Raw genomic sequence first — 17,081 nt, forward strand, 5'->3', positions numbered from 1 at the left:
TGGCGAGGGCCACCGGCCTTCTCCCCGGCCGTCACCTGTTTCCGGTGCCCCGTTCGGCGCAGGCGCACACGATCACCTCACGGTCCGTCAGCTGACTGCCCGACACTTGGCCCGCCGCCCGACGGCCCATCAGCTGACGCACCGTCGCACCGCTCCCTCCGTTTGCGGCCCGCCGAGACCGGTCGCAGGGTGGCGCCAGGATCCCCTCTCCGAAGGAGCACCCGATGGACGCCCTCCGCAGAACCGGTCTTCTGACGGCGGCGGCTCTGTGCGCGGCCCTCGCCACCATCCCCGCCCTCGCCGACGCCCCGTCCGCCGCTCGCGTCCCCGCCGACGCGCCCACGCCGTCCGGCAGTCCGGCGCCCGCCGCCGTCGCGCTGTCCTCGGCACCGCTGCCGGTCGCGGCGGCGGAGGCCGCCGACAGCCCTGACGCGCTGCGCCGGGTCGCGGCGGACGCCCTGCGGGTGCTGGACCAGGACGCCATCGGGCAGCGTGCGGCGGAGGCCGCGGCCGTGTGCGGGGCCGTGCGGAGCCCGTCGGCCGAGCAGCGCCGGGCCTGCGACGTGGTGCGGAAACACCTCGACGTGCTGGTCGCGGCCCACACCGGGCTGCGGGAACAGGCCGCGGCGCCCGCCCCCGACCGGGCCGCCGTCGCGCGGATCGTGGCGGACGCCCAGCGGGTACGGGACGAGCTCGCCCCGCCCGCCGCCGACGGCACCGGCGGCGGCCCGCTGTCCCGGGCCGCCGAGCCGCTGGGCGTCCTCGCCGGCCTGGCGACCGGCCTCGTCGGCAGCCTGACCGGCCTGGTGACGGGCCTCTTCGGCTGACCGCCCCGGCCCGGCGGGGCCGCCCTCGTACCCCCGATCGCCCGAAAAGAACGCCGCCAAATGGCGGGACCGCTGGCGTCCGGCAGGTCAACGGCCCTGTGCCGGGTGCATTGTGCAGCTCCGTGAGGGGCCGCGACGGGCGGCCCTCGGCCGGACGGGCCGCGCGCGGTGTGCCGCGGCCCGACGACGAACGGAGCAGCGAACGATGCGTATGCGACACCGGGCCACGACGGCGCTGGCGGTCCTCACCCTCGCCATGGGGCCGGCCGGTACGGCCCTCGCCACGGACGCCCTCGACGACACCTTCCTCGGCGCGGTGCACCAGGGCAACATGGCGGAGATCGCCGCCGGCGGCGACGCGCAGAAGAACGCCGTGTCGGTGTGCGTGCGGGAGACCGGGAAGGTGCTGGTCCGCGACCACACGCTGCTGGACGAGGGGGTCAGGGAGCTCAGCCGCAAACTGAAGGTGGCGCTGCCCCGCTCGGTCACCCCGAAGCAGGAGCAGGAGCTGAAGGAGATCCGGAAGAAGGCGCGCACCCGCGCCTACGACAACCTCTGGCTGCGGGCCCAGGACACCGCGCACGTCCAGACGCTGGACCTGCTGGACGCCGAGGCGGCGCACGGCAAGGACGCGACGGTCCGGGAGGCGGCCAAGAAGGCGCGGCCCATCGTCGCCAAGCACCTGGACATGGTGCGCGACTGCATGATGCACATGCCGCCGCGGCACCGGTAACCCCGGATCCGGCCGGCGACACCCCCTGACGACCGCGGGGCCCGCGAGGGCGGCCCCGCGGTCGTCCCGTTCCGCCGGCCTCCACCAGCTGAGGCGTCCACCGGCCGACACCTCGGCCGGTGGACGTTTCGGCGCCTTCTCCGGCCGGCGCCTCGATCAGTCGACGCAGGTGACGCCGCCCATCCGCACGGTCGGGCCGTGGAACGCGTCGTCCGGCATCCGGCCGTTCGCGTCCTGGACGACGGGCCGGGCGGAGGTGTCGCCCTCCGGCCGCGGGGTGCGCGGGGCGGTGCCGAGGGTGACGACGACGTGCCGGGCGGGGACCGCGGAGTCGCGGAGCGGGTCGGTGCCGAGGCGGGCGGCGATGTGCCGGGCGGCGGCGTCCGCGCCGTCGCCGTACGTGACGGTGGTGGCGGTGGCGGTGGGGGCGTTGGCGATCCGCCCGGGGGCGTAGCCGAGGGCGGCCAGGGCCCGGGACTCGGTGGCCGCGGCGCCCGGCGCCCCGGACGCGTTGCGCACCTCCACGGTGGTCGAGGACGCGTCGGCCGGGAGGGTGGGGGCGGGTGCGGCGGAGGGGGCGGGCTCGGGGGGCCGCCGGTGGTCGGTCATGGCCCGGACGATGCCGCGGATCCGCTCGGGGTCGACCAGGTTGACGGCCTCCCCCTTGCGGCTGGCGAACCCGGCGATGGGCAGGGTGTGGAACTCGGCGTTGCCACCGGTGAGGTTGGGGACCTGCTGGGCGAAGTCGAGGAGGTCCCACTGGTCGTCGAGGACGACGTCCTTCTTGACGACGTCGAGGAGCCCTTCGAGCTTGTCCAGGTCCCCCCAGGCGCCCTGGGAGGTGAGCTTGTGCATCACGGAGGAGAGGAACGCCTGCTGCCGGTGGGTGCGGTCGAGGTCGCCGTTGACCAGGCCGTGCCGCTGCCGGACGAAGGCGAGGGACTGGCGGGCGTCGAGCTCCTGGCGCCCGGCCGGGAAGTCCGCGCCGGAGTAGTGGTCGTGGACGGCGTGGCGCAGGCACACCGGGATCGGCTGCAGCACCTTGGCGATGTCGTAGAAGCCGAGCAGGTTGACCTCGGCGAAGTGGTCGATGGAGACCCCGAGGAAGTCCTGGACCGTCGCGAGGGTCGTCTCCCGGCCCGCCTCGCGGCTGCGGTGCTCCAGCTCGGCGCCCCGGACGCCCTCGGCGGCCAACCGGTCCTCGGCCTCGGCCTTGGCGATGCCGTACGCCTCCTTGATCTTGTGCTCGCCGCGTCCGCCGGCGACCGCGACGTAGTCGTCGCGGGGGATGGAGAACGCGGTGACGCGGCCGCCGCCGGCCGGGATGTGCATCAGGATCAGGGTGTTGGTGTTGTAGCCGCCGATGGCGCTGGAGCCGGCGTGCAGTTCGTCCTGGACGAACTGCCGGGGCAGGTCGCGGCCGTTCATGTCCTTGCGGCTGTCGAGGCCGATCAGCAGCACGTTGACGGAGTCGTCGAGCTTGCGCGGGGCCTTCTCGCGCAGGGCGTCGAGCGCCCGGGAGGTGGTCAGGCCGTCGCCGATCCAGTGGCCGGCGAGCCAGCCGGTGCCGGCGACCGCGAGGACGGCGGCCGAGGCCAGGCAGACGCCGATCCGGGCGGCGTGGCCCGGGCTGCGGGCGGGTCTCGCCCGGCCGTCGGTTCCCCGGTGCCCAGTCCTGCCCCGCGGGGTTCGCGGTTGCCGCGGGGGTCGCGCATCGCCCGCCCTTCCTGCCGTGTCGTCGCCGGCGGGCGGTCATCGGCGACCCGTACCCGCCCGTCCGCTCAACGAGCCAGGCGGGGGTCCGGTGACGGCCGCGGGCGGAGCGGCGTGTTCCGGGGTTCGTACGTCCGACGGGCGAGCGGCCGTGCGCCCGACAGGCGCCCGCCGAACCCCCGTTCGCGGTGGGGAAGGGAGCGGGGCTAGCGTCGGAGGTGGTCGAACACCGCCGCCCGGGGAGGGCCGGCGCGGCGAGGAGGAGCAGGTATGGACGGTCGTCCCGCCCCGCGGGTGCCGCAACGGCGGCGGCTCCCGGCGGTGCTGTCCGAGGAGCGGCCGAGGCCGCGGCGGATACGGGAACGCCCGGGGGCCTGGCGGCTGGCGGTGGCGACGGTGTGCTTCGGCGCGTTCATGGGGCAGTTGGACGCGAGCGTGGTCACCCTCACGTACCGGGGGCTGAGCGCCGAGTTCCACGCCTCGACGGCCGCGGTGGAGTGGGTGTCGCTCGCCTATCTGCTGACCCTGGTGGCGCTGCTGGTACCGGTGGGGCGGCTGGCCGACGTGCACGGCCGCAAGCTGTTCTATCTGCACGGGTTCGCGCTGTTCACCGCGGCCTCGGCCGGCTGCGGGCTGGCGCCCTCGCTGCCCGTGCTGGTCGGGGCGCGGGTGGTGCAGGCCGCGGGGGCCGCGATGATGCAGGCGAACAGCGTCGCGCTGGTGACCACCAGCGCGCCGCGCGACCGGCTGCGGGCGGCACTCGGGGTGCAGGCCGCGGCGCAGGCGCTGGGACTGGCCCTGGGACCGACGATCGGCGGGGCGCTGGTGTCGGCGGTGGGCTGGCGCGGGGTGTTCGCGGTGAACGTGCCGGTGGGCGTCGTCGCGCTGGTGGCCGGCCGGTACCTGCTGCCGCGGACCCGCGGCCGCGCCCCGTCCGGCGGCTTCGACCCGCTGGGCCCGGTGCTGCTGGCCGCCTCCACCACGGCGCTGCTGCTGGGCCTGTCCGCCGCCTCCGGACTCCCGTTCCCCGGCTGGTCGGTGGCCGTGCTGCTGACGGGTGCGGTGGTCGCCGGCCGGGCCTTCTTGTCGCGCTCGCGGTCCCGGCCCCGGCCGCTGCTGGATCCGGCGCTGCTGCGCTCGCGGACGGTCGTTGCGGGGCTCGCGGGAGCGCTGTGCGACTACCTGGTGCTGTTCGGTCCGCTGGTGCTGGTGCCCGCGGCCCTCACGGCCGCGGAGGCGTCGGAACTCCTGGCCGGCCTGGTGCTGACCGCCCTCCCGGCGGGCTTCGCCCTCGCCGCGACCTGCGCGGAACGCGTACTGCCGGCCGGGCTGTCGGACCGGGCGCGCTGTGTGCTGGGCGCGCTCGTCTGCCTCGCGGCACTGGCGGTGATGGCCGTCCTGCCGCTGACCGCGTTCCCCTTGGTGCCGCTGCTGGCGCTGCTCGGCCTGGGCCTGGGTGTCTACACGCCGGCCAACAACGCGACGGTGATGGCGTCCCTCCCCACGCACTCCGCCGGCACGGGCGGCGGCCTGATCAACATGGCGCGGGGGCTGGGGACGGCCCTCGGCATCGCCCTGGTGACCCTGACGCTGCACCTCGCCGGGGAGGCGGGGGCCCGGTGGGCCGTCGTGGCGCTCCTGCCCTTCGCGGGGCTGGCGTTGGCCGCGGCGCTCGGGCCGGCGTGGAAGCGGGCCCGGTGGCGGGGGTAGGCGGCTGCGGCGGGCGGGTGCCCCGGCCCCTCCCCCGGGAGCGGGCTCACCGCTCCTCGCGGGGCTCCGCCCCGCACCCCCAAGCGCGTTGCCTCCAACGCCGGTCGGACTAAGGTCGTCCGCGCAACTGCTCCATCTCGCGACGCTCCCGCTTCGTCGGCCGCCCCGCCCCGCGGTCCCGTACGCCCATGGCGGCGATCACCTCGCGCGGCGGCGCCGGCGGGCTGTTGTCGACGTAGCACTCGACGGCCACCGGGGCACCGACCCGCTTGCGCACCAGCCGGGAGACGACGACGATCCGTTCCCGTCCGGCGTGGAAGAGCCGTACCTCGTCACCGGTCTTCAGCGGCTGTGCGGGCTTGGCGCGCTCCCCGTTGATCTTGACGTGTCCCGCGCGGCAGGCCGTGGCGGCCAGCGAGCGGGTCTTGGTGAGCCGTACCGACCAGATCCAGCTGTCGACGCGTACGGGGCCCTCGTCTCCTGCAACCATGTCCCCGACTCTATGCCAGCGGCCTAGGGGACGAACGGCCGGACCGGGCAGGCGCGTCAGAGGGACAATGACACCGCCTGCACCGCCAGAACCACGTGCAACAGCAGGCACGTCATCCAGCCCCGGGTCCGTCGTATGCCGGCGCGGACCACGCTCACCCAGCCCGCCGCCGTCAGGGCGGCGGCCAGCCCCCAGACCGTCCAGGCCGCGGCGAGCCAGGGCGCCGAGCCGTCGGACATGATCCGGATGAGCAGGGCGGGCGCGAGCACGAGGAGGGGGACGGACCACGTCGCCTCGGTGGCCCTGTCGTCGCGGATGTCGCCGATCGTCATCGCAGTTCTTCCTTCTGTCCGGGCGCGCGGGGAACTTCGCCTGAGAGTGCCTCCATGCATACACGGCGTGACCGGTGGGGCGTCGCGCGGGGTCCGGTTGTCGACGATGGGGTGAGCTTCCTCGGGGAACCGCCGGTGCCTCGGGGAGTCGCTGGTGCCGGGCTGCCGGGGGCTGCGGTCGGGGATCCCGTTCGCGCCGGAGACGGAGCGCCGCGCGCGCTGAGCGATCAGGGGCGCCGGTCCGCCGACCGGGGGACGGCGGGTTCCCCCTGCCGGTCCCCGGCCGGCGGACCGGCCCGCCCTCGGCCCCCGCCTAGCCTGGACGGTCCCGGTGACACCACGGCCCGGGCGCCCGGCGGCGCGGACTCCGCGCGGGGCGAGCCCCGGCCGTCCCCCGGAACCGATCCCGCGAACCCTCGCAACGGAACGGAGAATTCCGATGCCCCAGACGCCCCAGCCCTCTCAGACGCCCCAGCACCGAGCCCCCGTCGGCACTACCGCCGCCGTGCTCGAGCTCCTGGCCCGCGAGCCGGAACGAGGCGTCTCCTTCCGCCGGCTCACCGCCTCCCTCGGTCTGCCGGACCACGCCGTCGGCGATGTGATCAGCGGGCTCCGCGCGGAAGGGCTGGTCGAGTACGACGCCGGCTCCGGCACCTGCCGCCCCGGCGCACCGCTCCGCCGGAACACCGGCCCGTCGGCCCCGACCCGGCCCGACTGCAACGACGTCCGCGCCGCGGCCATGATCTGGGCCGACGGCCTCGCCGCCCGCACCGGCATGAGCGTCCTGCTCGCCGTGGCGCACCCCGAGGGCGCGCAGGTCATCCACCACGTCTTCCGGCCGGACAACCGGCCGCAACGGCTGGCCACCGGAGACGTCCTGCCGCACACGAGCGCCCCGGCCCGGGTGCTGGCCGGCCCGTGCGACGACCGCTGCGTCTACGAGGAGGGGCCCGGCCCGGAAGAGGCCCGGCTGGCCACGTCCGTCCCCTGCCCCGACGGCGTCCGGCACGCGGCGGCGCTGTGCCTGACCGGCCCCCGGCGGCGGCTGGACCCGAACCCGGCGGAAGCGGCGGAGGAGGCCGGGCCCTGGCGCTGCGAAGAAGCGCTGCGGGACGCCGCGCGGACGGTCTCCTCCGCTCTGGTGGGGACGCCGTCGCGGTGACCAGTGGGCCGGCGAGTCGGCGAGGCGGTGGCCGGCGAGGCGCGGGGCCGAAGTGTCGGCGGGGCGCGGGGCCGAAGTGTCGGCCCACCGCTGAGTCAGCGGGTCAACCGATCGCCGGGTCGACAAGTCAGCGGATCGGCGGACCGCCGGGGCGCGGGGCCGAAGGGTCGGCCCACCGCTGAGTCAGCGGTCGACGGATCTCCGGGTCGGCAGGCCGGCGAACCGCCTGACCAGCGAATGTTCGGGGCCGGCACGTCACCCGTGGCGCGCCGAGGCCGTGCGCTCCCGCCGGAGCGGGAGGGGCCCGGGCGTCCGGGTTGCGGGCGGACCGGCGGCACCTAGGGTGGAGTCAGCCATGAAGCGAGCCCCCGGTCCCGCCGGCCCGTACCCGGTCCCGGTCCTTCCGCGTCCGGCGCGCCTGCTCGTCGTCGCCGCGTACATCCTGCTGGCCGCGGCGGTCGGCGTCGACCTCGCCTCGGATCCCCGGCTGACGTTCTCGCCCGTGCTGGGCACGGCCCCGGTGCTGGCGAGCATCGGCGCGCGGCGCGCCCGGGTCCCTCTGCTGACGGGCGCGGTGGCGCTGCTCCTGGTGGCGCCGCTGACGCTCGCGGATCCCGAGGTGCCGATCACCCTGCACCTGACGGCGGCGTTCACGGTGCTCGCCCTCACCTGCATCAGCGCGGCGAGCGTGGTGCTGGTGGCCACGCGGGAGCGGGAGTTGCTGCGTTCGCGCTCGGTCGCCTCCGCGGCGCAGCAGGCGCTGCTGCGGCCGGTGCCGGAGCGGGTGGACGGGCTGCGGGTCGCGGTGCGTTATCTGGCGGCCGCTGCGGACGCGCAGGTGGGCGGCGATCTGTACGAGGTGCTGACGACGCCGTTCGGTGTGCGGCTGCTCATCGGGGACGTCCGGGGCAAGGGGCTGGGCGCGGTCGAGACGGCGTCGGACGTGCTGGGGACGTTCCGGGAGGCCGCGCAAGTGGAGGCGGAACTGGGCGAGGTGGCGCGGCGGCTGGACGCGGCGGTGCGGCGGCGCGGGGTGGGCGAGGAGTTCGTGACCGCCGCGCTGCTGACCGTTCCGCGCTCCGGGGAGACCGTGGAGCTGGTGAACTGCGGCCATCTTCCGCCGCTGGTCAGACGGGGCGGGCGGGTGGTCGTGGTGGGGGCCGGGGAGGCGGAGGCCGGTGAAGCGGATCCGCCGCTGGCCCTGCGCGAGCTGGCGGAGGGCCCGTACCGGTCGGCCGCCTTCGCCTTCGGCAAGGGGGACTTGCTGCTGCTGTACACGGACGGTGTGACGGAGGCGCGGGACGCGGCGGGCCGGTTCTACCCGCTGGAGCGCCGGCTGGCCGCGCTCCCCGAAGGCGCGCCGGGCGGGCTGACGGACCGCCTGGTGGCGGATCTGCTGGCGTACGCGGGCGGGGAACTGGCGGACGACGCGGCGCTGTTGGCCGTCCGGCGGGAGTGACCACCCAAACAAGCAAGACAGCCTTGCCAGTTTTTCTGATCAACAGTTAACCTTCCTTTCTCTTCGGTGCGCCACCGCGCGCCGGGACGGAGGGAGGGGTTCGCCATGCGGCTCGCCACGCGGTTCGCCACGCGGTTCGCCACGCGCAGGTCCGGCGGGAACACCAGGAGGCCCGTCCGGCCACCGGAACCGGACGACGGCAGCGGGACCGCACCCTCGGCGCTCGGCGGCCGGTTCGTCGCGGCCGTGATGGCCGGCTCGATGCTCAACCCGGTCAACTCCAGCATGATCTCGACGGCGCTCGTCCCCATCGGCCGGAGCTTCGGAGCCGGCCCGTCCGCCACGGTGTGGCTGGTCGCGGGGCTGTACCTGGCGAGCGCGGTCGCCCAGCCGGTGATGGGCCGGGTCGCCGACCACCTCGGCGCCCGACGGGTCTACCTGACGGGGCTGGTCCTCGTCGGGCTGTCGGGGGCGGCCGGGCTGGTGGCGGGCTCCCTGGGGGAGCTGGTCGCCGTCCGGGTGCTGACCGGCGTGGGCACGTCGGCGGCGTACCCGGCGGCCATGGCCATGATCCGTCAGCGGTCGGCGCGGACGCCCGGCGGACCGCCCTCGGGCGCCCTCGGCGCGCTGACCATCGCCGCCCTCGCCAGCGCGGCACTCGGCCCGGCGCTGGGCGGGCTGCTCACCGGGCTGGCCGGCTGGCGGGCGGTCTTCGCGGTGAACATGCCCCTCGCGCTGGCCGGTCTGGCCCTCGCCCTGGCCTGGCTGCCCCGGGACGAGCCCCGGCCGCGCCCGGGAGGGGCGCGCGGCGTGTGGTCGGAGCTGGACCCCGCGGGCGTCCTGCTGTTCGCCGGGACCCTGCTGCCCCTGATGTTCTTCCTCACCGACCTCGCCCATCCGCGGTGGCCGCTGCTCGCCGCCGGCGGTCTCGCCGCGGGCGCGCTGGCGGCCTGGGAACTCCGGGTGGCCCGGCACCCGTTCCTGGACCTGCGCATGCTGGCGGCGAACCGGCCGCTGGTCCGCACGTACGTCCGCTACGGGGCGTCGTTCCTCGTCGTCTACTGCGTGCTGTACGGCTATACGCAGTGGCTGGAGGAGGTGCGGGGGTACTCCGCCGCCCTCACCGGGGTGGTCATGCTGCCGATGTGCGCGGTGGCGGCGCTGTGCTCGTGGGCGGGGGCACGGCGGGCGACTGTGCGGGGGCCGCTGCTCGTCGGCACGGTCGCGATGGTGGCGGCCTCGGCGGCGCTGGCGTTCACCGGGCCGGGGACGCCGATGGCGGTGCTGGTGCTGGTCGGTGTCGTGTTCGGGCTGCCCAACGGGCTGAACGCGGTGGGGAACCAGGCCGCACTGTACGCACAGGCGCCGGCCGGGGGGACGGGTACGGCCGCCGGGCTGTTCCGCACCGCCCAGTACGTCGGCGCGGTCGCGTCCACCAGCGTCATCGGCCTGGTCTACGGCGACCGCGCGACGACCGGCGGGCTGCACACGGCGGCCGTCGTCCTCACCGTGCTCGGCGTGCTGCTGCTGCCGGCCACGCTCTTCGACCGGGCCCTGCGCCGGGCGGGCCGCTGACCAGCGGAGGCCCGGCGGACCCGGGCGGACGCGCCGGGTACGCTGGCCCGGTGATGGCCCACGACCAGCAGTCCCCCGCCCCGGCCGCCGCCCCCGAGCTCGCCGAGCTGCACGAGACGGCGTCCCGGATCCGCGTCCTCACCGGGCAGTTGGCCCGCCGGCTGCGCGCGGCGGGAGAACGTACGGACCTGACCCTCTCCCAGTCCGCCGTCCTCAGCCGGCTGGACCGCCGGGGTCCGGCCACCACGGTGGAGCTGGCCCGCGCCGAGCGCGTCCGGCCGCAGTCCATGGGCACCACGCTGGCCGGCCTGGAGGAGGCGGGCCTGATCGAGCGGTCACCGCACCCCAGCGACCGGCGCCAGATCGTCATCTCCCTCAGCCCGGAGGGCCTGCGGCGGCTCGGGAAGGCACGCGAGGTGCGCGAGGGATGGATCGCGCGGGCCCTGGAGGAGCGCTTCGACGAGAGGGAACGGGCGGTCGTGGTGGAGGCGATCGGCCTGCTGGAGCGGCTGACGGAAGACGATTAGGAGCTGTCGGGGCGTCAGCGGCGGCTGTCGGGGTGTCAGCAAGGGCTGCCGGGGCCTTGGTAGGGGGCGCCGAGATGTCAGTAGGGGCTGCCGTGATGCCAGGGGATCCGGCCGTCCATGTAACAGACATGTACTAGGGATCGGTCGGGCGGAACGATTCGCCGGATCAGACGCATCCTGGTGATCAGTAACGCTCGCTCGTACCGACGCGTACGGACTCGTCCCGGCCTGCCCGGCTCGTGTCGACTCGTACCGGCTTGTGCCGAGCGACTGACATCCCCGACCGATTGAGGCAGAAACGATGCGTGTTCAGAAGCTCACCTTCGCCGTCCTGGCCGTCGCCGCGAGCCTTTCGCTGACGGCCTGTCAGAACGACGACGGCGGCTCGGGGCAGAACGGCTCGTCGTCCGCCTCCTCCGCGTCGTCCGCCAAGGGCGGCGATGCGGGGTCGGGCGGCTCCGACCAGGGCGGCTCGGGGCAGAGCGGCGGGAAGGGCTCGTCCGGCAAGGGCTCCGGCGGGCAGGGCTCCACCGGGAAAGGCAGCGGTGAGAAGGGCACCACCGCCGGGGGCGGGTCCGGCGGCGACAGCACGTTCGCCAAGTGCCGCGCCGGCGATCTGGCGATCACGGCGAAGGACAACACCATCGACGGCGACCCCGGCGGCACCGTCGCCGTCACGCTCAAGAACCGCGGCGACCACAGCTGTGCCATCTCCGGGTACGCGGGCGTCGACCTGAAGACCACCGCCGGGTCGCTGTCCGCGAAGCGCACCGGCGAACAGACCCCTCATGTCGTCCTCAAGAGCGGACAGTCGACGGCCTTCGGCATCAACTACCCTATCAACAAGACGGGCGGCTCCGGCGTCCGCATCACGGGGCTGCTGGTAACCCCGCCCAGCGAGACGACAACGGTCACCCTCCGCTGGCCGGGCGGCGCCACCCTGCCCGTGACGGACGAAACCACCTCCGCGGTGAAGGTCGGCCCGGTCGGCAACATCGGCCAGGGCAGCTGATCCGCGGGGCCGTCGCGGCCGCCATCGCGGTTGGGCGGTGATCCGTGCCGCCGTCGGGCCGGTGCGGGCGGCCGGTCCAGGCGGATGAGCCGGTGCCTCGCCCCTCCCCCGCCGGGCGCCCGGTGCCCGGCGCCCGGCCGTCCGGACCGTCCAATGCCGGCGTCCCCCTGCGTGAAGGAACGGCCAGCACCGCGAACGGGTTTCCTGGCGAACGTGCGTCCTGGCGAGCGGAGTTCAGCGCGCGGCGACGCGGGGTGCCGGCGGTCCGAACCACCACTCCAAGGCGGAACGGACCGCCTCTCCGGCCGCTTCCGGACCCGCGCCCGGCCGGGCCACCCAGCCGACGTGTCCGTCCGGGCGGACCAGGACCGCGCACGTGCCGGGCAGCCGGCCGGAGGGGACGGTGGCGGCCGTGACCCGGCCTGCCCAGGGCTCCGCGGCCTCGCGGATGGCGGCCGGCGCCGTCGCGTCGTCCAGCAGCAGCACTCCCCCGCCGCCTCGGGCGGCCGGCGGGAGGAGTTCGCCGACGGGGAGCATCCGGCCCTCCCACGGGTGGCCGTGCGGATCGTGGGCCGGATAGCGGGTGTTGACCCCGGTGATCGTCTCGGCGACATGGCCCGCCGTACCCTCCGCCGTGGCCAGTTCGCCCAGGAGGTCGCGCAGGGGCGCCAGCCGCTCCCCCTCGGCGGCGATCAGCGCCTGGGCGCGGGTGTCGCGCAGCAGGCGGGTGCCGGCCGCGTGGCGTTCGGTGTGGTAGTCGTCCAACAGGCGTTCGGGGGCCAGGCCGCGGGCCACGAGCGCGAGCTTCCAGCCCAGGTTCATCGCGTCGTCGATCGCCGCGTTGACGCCGACCGCCCCGGCCGGCGGATGGATGTGCGCGGCGTCGCCGACCAGCAACACCCGCCCGGCGCGCAGGCGTTCGGCCAGCCGGGCGGCGTCGCCGAACCGGGTGAGCCAGCGGACCTCGGCGATCTCGACGTGGCGGCCCAGCGCCCGGTCCAGCACCTCCTGGAAGCGGGCGTGCGTCACCGGCTCGTCGCGGTCCTCCGGCGGGTCCGGCTCGGCCGTCACCAGGCGGACGTAGCCGGAGCGCGGGATGGTGAACACGGATCCGCCGCCGGGCCCGGCCGTCGTGCCGAAGGGCAGCGCCCCCGGGTCGGCCAGGACGACGTCGCCGAGCAGGGCGAAACGGCGGGAGGGGGTGCCGGGGAACGCGATTCCCGCCGTCTTCCGGACCGTGCTGCGCCCGCCGTCGCAGCCGGCGAGCCAGCGGCAGCGCAACCGGAGCGGACCGTCCGGGCCCGTGACGTCCGCGGTGATCCCGTCGTCGTCCTCGTCGAACCCGGTGATCCGGTGGCCGCGGAGGAGGCGGACGCCGAGTTCCCCGGCCCGTTCGGCCAGCAGTTCCTCGACGCGGGTCTGAGCGATGCCCAGGATGTACGGGTGGCGGGCGCGCATGGCGGCCAGGTCGAGGGCGGCCGTCCCGACGAACGCCGTGGCCGGCAGGGTCGGGCCCTCGGCGAGGAAGCGGTCCGCGAGGCCACGGTGGTCCAGCAGGTCGAGGCTGCGGGCGTTGAGGTTGAAGCCGCGGCAGAAGCCGGGCGGGACGGGGTTCCGTTCGAGGACCGTCGTCCGGACGCCGGCCAGGCCGAGTTCGCAGGCCAGCATGAGTCCGGCGGGGCCGGCGCCGGCGATGAGGACGTCCGTGTGGGTGTGGATCTGGGTCTGGGCCTGGGTGTGAGTGTCAGGCATCGGTGTGCTCCCCCGGCCACGGCAGCGCGCCGCGCTCGATCTCGTCGGCGGTCTCCCGCACCCAGCGCAGCTCCGCCTCGGCCATCGCGCGGGCGTACTCGGCCTCGATGACGAACAGCCGGGGCGCCCGGTGCTCCTCCCGCGCCGTCCGGTACGCCTCCGCGTCGGACGCCATCCGGGCCTCCAGGGCCGCGGCCCGTTCCCGCAGCGCCTCCGCTGCGCGCCGGGGCCCCAGCGCGCCGAGATAGCTGAGGGCGGACACGAACTTCGGGAATTCGCGGGCGGGTTCGCGGATCAGTTCGTCGAGCCAGGCGGTGAAGCGGGTACGGCCCTCGGCAGTGTGGCGGTACACGGTGCGCGCGGGGCGGCCGCCCACCCGCTCGACGCCGTCCTCCTCGATCCAGCCGTCGCGGGCCAGGGCCCGGACCGTGTCGTAGAGGGAACCGGTCGTGAGCTTGAAGGTCAGGTCGAGCTGCCGCTCGCGCAGGACGGCGGCCATCGCGTGTGGGTGCAGGGGCTGTTCCAGCAGGAGGCCCAGGACGGCGAGGGCCAGGGGGTTGGCGGGTCGCTTGGCGGCGAGCGGCTTGCTCGCGGCCGGCCTGTCTGCGGGGTTTTCGACGGGCATCTCACTCCACGCTTCTCATGACATGGCGCTTACTCGGATTCAATTGCTCGGATCCGAGCATAGCTCGTAGGTGCGGAGATGACCATGCTTCCGCCGAAGGGGCTCGTCACGCGCCCGCCTCCGGCGGCGAAGTACCGGAGAGGCCGGCACTTCGCCGCCGGATCAGACCGTCACCGTGCCGACCGCCCCCGGCTCAAGCCATGACCGTGCCGACCGCCTCCGAATCAGGCCGTGACCGCGCCCACCGCCGCCTCCTCCTGCCGCGCGGGGTCTTCCGCCAGCTCGGACGCGTGATCCGCGGCCCACTGGGCCAACGTGCGGCCCGGCCTTCCCAGAACCCGTTCGACATCGGGCCGCACCACGGGCGGCTCCTGCGCGTACTCGGCCTGGTAGCCCAGCAGGTATTCGGCGATTTCCCACGGCATCCCGGCCGTGATGTACGCGGCGCGGGCCTGGCCGTATGTCACCGTCTCGAAACGCAGCGGCCTGCCCAACCCCTCGGCGACCGCCGCGGCTTGTTCCCTCTGGGTGAGGCGCTGCGGCCCGCTGAGCGAGTACGCGCGCCCGGCATGACCGTCCGAAAGGAGCGCGGCGGCGGCCACTTCGGCGATGTCCGCCTCGTGGACGGGGACGCCGAGCGCGGCGGGGAAGGCGCTGCGCACCGTGTTCTCCGCACGGATCGACGCGCCCCACATGCGCAGCTTGTTGCCGGCGAACTCGCCCGGCCGAACGTGCGTCCACGGCAGGCCGGACGCTTCGATGACCTTCTCGACGTCGCTCAGCATCTCGTGACTGCCCGGCCGCCGCACGGTCACGGCGAGGCCGGACAGGTCGACGATCCGCCCGACCCCGGCACGCGTGGCGAGCTCCATGAAGGCGCGGGCCTGCTCTGCCGCACGGTCCGGGTCGAGCACCCCGGACATGTAGTAGACGGCGTCCACCCCGTCGAGCGCCGCGGCGACTCCCGCGAGCTCGGTAAGGCTGCCCGCCACCACCTCGACGTCAGCGGGCAGCCGGGCCCCTTCCGGATCCCTGGTCAGGGCCCGCACGCGCCGCCCGTCGCCCAGCAGCCGGTCGACCAGGACGCGGCCGACCGTCCCCGTCGCTCCGGTCACGAGAATGGTCATGGTTTCTCCTCCTTGGACGAATGCCGAACTCGTCGGCGGGCGGCCGACGATAAGTCCGCGGAGCTCGCTCGCGCACATGAGCCCACGTCTCGTTTGGCAGGTCGGTGGAGGGCGGTTACAGGTACGTATGATCACGCGAATGGAGGCACTCGCTCAGCGCCTGGTCCCCGACGAGATGTGGGAAGCGGCTCGTCCGTTCCTGCCGGACGTGCCACGAAGACCCCAGGGCGGCGGCAGGGCGGCGGCCGACGCGCGCAGGGTCATGGCCGCCGTCGTCTACGTGGTCACCAGCGGCTGCGCGTGGCAGCAGCTCCCGCCCTCGTTCGGCGTCAGCGTGCCCACGGCCCACCGCTGGTTCACGCGTTGGAGCAGCGCGGACCTGTGGCGGAACCTGAGCGAGACGACGTCCCGTACCCCGGCTCTCGCCGCCTGGACCAGGACGATCGAGGAGTGTGCGGCGCGGCGTACGCACCCCTGAAAAAGTCACCATCCGAGACATGGCGCCGCCGCTGCCTGCCCGTGCCCGTCAGAGCGGGGCCGGCGGCCGCACCGGCCGCCCGCACCGCCCGTTCGGCGGGCTGCGCGCCCGGTACGTCGTGCGCCGCGACGGCCCGCGCCGCGCACCGGCCGAGGAGCGGGACGCCTGCCGCCCGGAAACCGGCGGCACGGGGACGGTGACGCTCGCTCGCGGGCGGCGGGAGCGAGTTCGGGCTCGCCGCCGCCGTGGTCCGGCCGGTGCCCTGGACCCGGACCGGACCCGCGGAGTGCGAACGGCTACCGCCGCGCATCGACGGGCGGACCGGCCCCGTGGAAATCAGCGGTGCCGAGCCGACGGTCTCCCGCCGCTTCCTACGGAGTGGGCGGGCCCCGCCGGCCGCCCGCGCGGTCCGGTTTGACTGCTCCGCGCCCCGCCGCCGGCCGGCCCGCCGTTCATCGCGGCCGTCCCCCTGCGGCGTCCCCGGCCTCTGCCACGAGCGCGTCCAGGGAGGTGAATCCATAGCCCTGGTCGTCGACGGCCTTGATGAGGTGTGGCAGCGCCGTGGCGTCGACGGTCGAGGGGTCCGCCGGGCTCGTGCGTCCCACGTGCATGAGGACGATGGTGCCGGGGGTCAGGGCGCGCAGGACGCGGCCGGTCACGGTAGCGGTGGTGGCGCCCCCGGTGGCGCCCTTCCAGCCCAGGGTGTCCACGGTCCAGCGGACGCAGGTGTACCCCTCGTCGTTCACGTCCGCGACGCACTGCCGGTCGACGTCTCCGAACGGGAAGCGGAAGAGCGGCACGGGCGGGCGCCCGGTGGCCTCCTCGACGGCCCGCGCGGCCGAGCGGATCTCGGTCACGCGCTGCTCGTGCGTGAGCCGGGTGAAGGGTGGGTGGGTCATGGAGTGGTTGCCCACCGGATGCGTCCGCGCGACGCGGCGCGCGGCCTCGGTGTGGTCCTGGGCGAAGCGGCCCGTCATGAAGAACGTCGCCGGCAGCCCGTGCTCGCGCAGCGTCGCCAGGACGGCGTCGACGCCGTCCGGACTGCTGCCGCAGTCGAAGGTGAGGGCCACCTCCTTCTCGGTGATGGGCAGTTTCTCGACGTCCCGCCCTGCCAGGCGTCCGGTCACCGGGGGCCTCGCGGAGCCGTTGGCTAGGCGGCCGGGGACGGCTTGCCGGCCGGGGACGGCTTGCCGGCCGAAGGCGGGGCCGGCGGCCGCCACGGCGGTCGTCGCACCGGCAAGGCCGGCCGCCAGGCGCAGGATGCCCCGCCTGTGCCACAACTCATTGTTCATTTCAGCCTGTTCCAGGAGTTCATGGGTTTCGCCAGAGCTTGGCGGTGACGCCGCTGAGGATGGTTTCGACGTCCCCCGCCTGGTTGTCGGCGGTGGAGGCGAGCTGCCCGGCCGGCCCGGCCGAGGAGTCGTCCGAGCCGCCGCCGGTCTCCGTTCCGCCGGCGTGGGCCGGGACGACGAGGAGGCCGAGCAGGGCGAACGCTCCGGCGACAGGGACGAGGAGGCGTCGGATCGCACCGCGCATGATTCCTCCTGGGCAGGCGGCGC

17 protein-coding genes are annotated in these 17,081 nt (G+C 75.2%); 9 read left to right on the forward strand and 8 right to left on the reverse strand.

Going from position 1 to position 17,081, the window contains the following annotated elements; genetic code table 11:
* The first annotated feature begins 224 nt into the window (after positions 1–224).
* Entirely contained in the window at positions 225–827 is a 603-nt protein-coding gene (locus ACQEVS_RS02490) for a hypothetical protein (RefSeq protein WP_433014495.1), read from the forward strand.
* A gap of 205 nt (positions 828–1,032) precedes the next feature.
* Positions 1,033–1,560, forward strand: a complete 528-nt coding sequence (locus tag ACQEVS_RS02495) for a DUF4142 domain-containing protein (protein WP_433014498.1) — start codon at positions 1,033–1,035, stop codon at positions 1,558–1,560.
* A gap of 156 nt (positions 1,561–1,716) precedes the next feature.
* Here ACQEVS_RS02495 and ACQEVS_RS02500 read toward each other — a convergent pair whose 3' ends face one another.
* Positions 1,717–3,021 carry an LCP family protein gene (locus ACQEVS_RS02500; protein ID WP_433014501.1) on the reverse strand — a complete coding sequence of 435 codons (1,305 nt, stop codon included), beginning with the start codon at positions 3,019–3,021 and terminating at the stop codon, positions 1,717–1,719.
* Between the two features lie 522 nt (positions 3,022–3,543).
* Here ACQEVS_RS02500 and ACQEVS_RS02505 point away from each other — a divergent pair.
* Complete coding sequence (locus ACQEVS_RS02505) at positions 3,544–4,983, forward strand: MFS transporter (RefSeq protein WP_433014504.1); 1,440 nt, start codon at positions 3,544–3,546, stop codon at positions 4,981–4,983.
* Between the two features lie 109 nt (positions 4,984–5,092).
* Here the strand turns inward: ACQEVS_RS02505 and ACQEVS_RS02510 are convergent, their stop codons facing one another.
* Together ACQEVS_RS02510 and ACQEVS_RS02515 are read right to left on the reverse strand one after the other, a co-directional pair.
* Positions 5,093–5,473, reverse strand: coding sequence for an RNA-binding S4 domain-containing protein (locus ACQEVS_RS02510; RefSeq protein WP_398266353.1), 381 nt, complete (start codon positions 5,471–5,473; stop codon positions 5,093–5,095).
* Positions 5,474–5,529: 56 nt separating this feature from the next.
* The gene (locus tag ACQEVS_RS02515; RefSeq protein WP_433014507.1) at positions 5,530–5,805 is read right to left on the reverse strand and encodes a hypothetical protein; all 276 of its coding nucleotides are present in this window, start codon (positions 5,803–5,805) and stop codon (positions 5,530–5,532) included.
* A gap of 439 nt (positions 5,806–6,244) precedes the next feature.
* Here ACQEVS_RS02515 and ACQEVS_RS02520 point away from each other — a divergent pair, with 439 nt between their 5' ends.
* The 5 genes from ACQEVS_RS02520 to ACQEVS_RS02540 all read left to right on the forward strand — a co-directional run bounded on the left by ACQEVS_RS02520 (position 6,245) and on the right by ACQEVS_RS02540 (position 11,540).
* On the forward strand, positions 6,245–6,967 hold the full coding sequence (locus tag ACQEVS_RS02520; RefSeq protein ID WP_433014510.1) for an IclR family transcriptional regulator: 723 nt from the start codon (positions 6,245–6,247) through the stop codon (positions 6,965–6,967).
* Between the two features lie 355 nt (positions 6,968–7,322).
* Positions 7,323–8,426, forward strand: coding sequence for a PP2C family protein-serine/threonine phosphatase (locus tag ACQEVS_RS02525; RefSeq protein ID WP_433014513.1), 1,104 nt, complete (start codon positions 7,323–7,325; stop codon positions 8,424–8,426).
* A 105-nt stretch (positions 8,427–8,531) separates the two neighbouring features.
* A complete protein-coding gene (locus tag ACQEVS_RS02530) occupies positions 8,532–10,001 on the forward strand; it encodes an MFS transporter (protein ID WP_433014516.1) in 1,470 nt (489 codons plus the stop codon).
* Between the two features lie 53 nt (positions 10,002–10,054).
* Entirely contained in the window at positions 10,055–10,528 is a 474-nt protein-coding gene (locus ACQEVS_RS02535; protein WP_433027207.1) for a MarR family winged helix-turn-helix transcriptional regulator, read from the forward strand.
* A gap of 301 nt (positions 10,529–10,829) precedes the next feature.
* Complete coding sequence (locus ACQEVS_RS02540; RefSeq protein WP_433014519.1) at positions 10,830–11,540, forward strand: DUF4232 domain-containing protein; 711 nt, start codon at positions 10,830–10,832, stop codon at positions 11,538–11,540.
* Positions 11,541–11,774: 234 nt separating this feature from the next.
* Here the strand turns inward: ACQEVS_RS02540 and ACQEVS_RS02545 are convergent, their stop codons facing one another.
* From ACQEVS_RS02545 to ACQEVS_RS02555, 3 genes are all read right to left on the reverse strand, one after another.
* Positions 11,775–13,292, reverse strand: a complete 1,518-nt coding sequence (locus ACQEVS_RS02545; protein ID WP_433014522.1) for an FAD-dependent monooxygenase — start codon at positions 13,290–13,292, stop codon at positions 11,775–11,777.
* Positions 13,285–13,917: a PadR family transcriptional regulator gene (locus tag ACQEVS_RS02550; protein ID WP_433014525.1), complete on the reverse strand. Its 633-nt coding sequence runs from the start codon at positions 13,915–13,917 to the stop codon at positions 13,285–13,287. The genes ACQEVS_RS02545 and ACQEVS_RS02550 overlap by 8 nt, the downstream gene beginning before the upstream one ends.
* A gap of 224 nt (positions 13,918–14,141) precedes the next feature.
* Positions 14,142–15,044: an SDR family oxidoreductase gene (locus ACQEVS_RS02555; protein ID WP_433014528.1), complete on the reverse strand. Its 903-nt coding sequence runs from the start codon at positions 15,042–15,044 to the stop codon at positions 14,142–14,144.
* A 139-nt stretch (positions 15,045–15,183) separates the two neighbouring features.
* Between ACQEVS_RS02555 and ACQEVS_RS02560 the strand changes: the two genes are divergently transcribed.
* Positions 15,184–15,522, forward strand: coding sequence for a transposase (locus tag ACQEVS_RS02560; protein WP_433014531.1), 339 nt, complete (start codon positions 15,184–15,186; stop codon positions 15,520–15,522).
* Between the two features lie 452 nt (positions 15,523–15,974).
* Here the strand turns inward: ACQEVS_RS02560 and ACQEVS_RS02565 are convergent, their stop codons facing one another.
* Together ACQEVS_RS02565 and ACQEVS_RS02570 are read right to left on the reverse strand one after the other, a co-directional pair.
* The gene (locus ACQEVS_RS02565; RefSeq protein WP_433014534.1) at positions 15,975–16,814 is read right to left on the reverse strand and encodes a polysaccharide deacetylase family protein; all 840 of its coding nucleotides are present in this window, start codon (positions 16,812–16,814) and stop codon (positions 15,975–15,977) included.
* A 19-nt stretch (positions 16,815–16,833) separates the two neighbouring features.
* Positions 16,834–17,058 (reverse strand): hypothetical protein, encoded by a 225-nt coding sequence (locus tag ACQEVS_RS02570; RefSeq protein WP_433014537.1) that lies wholly within the window; start codon positions 17,056–17,058, stop codon positions 16,834–16,836.
* Positions 17,059–17,081: the final 23 nt, after the last annotated feature.

Source organism: Streptomyces sp. CA-181903, assembly GCF_050937075.1.
Lineage (GTDB): Bacteria > Actinomycetota > Actinomycetes > Streptomycetales > Streptomycetaceae > Streptomyces.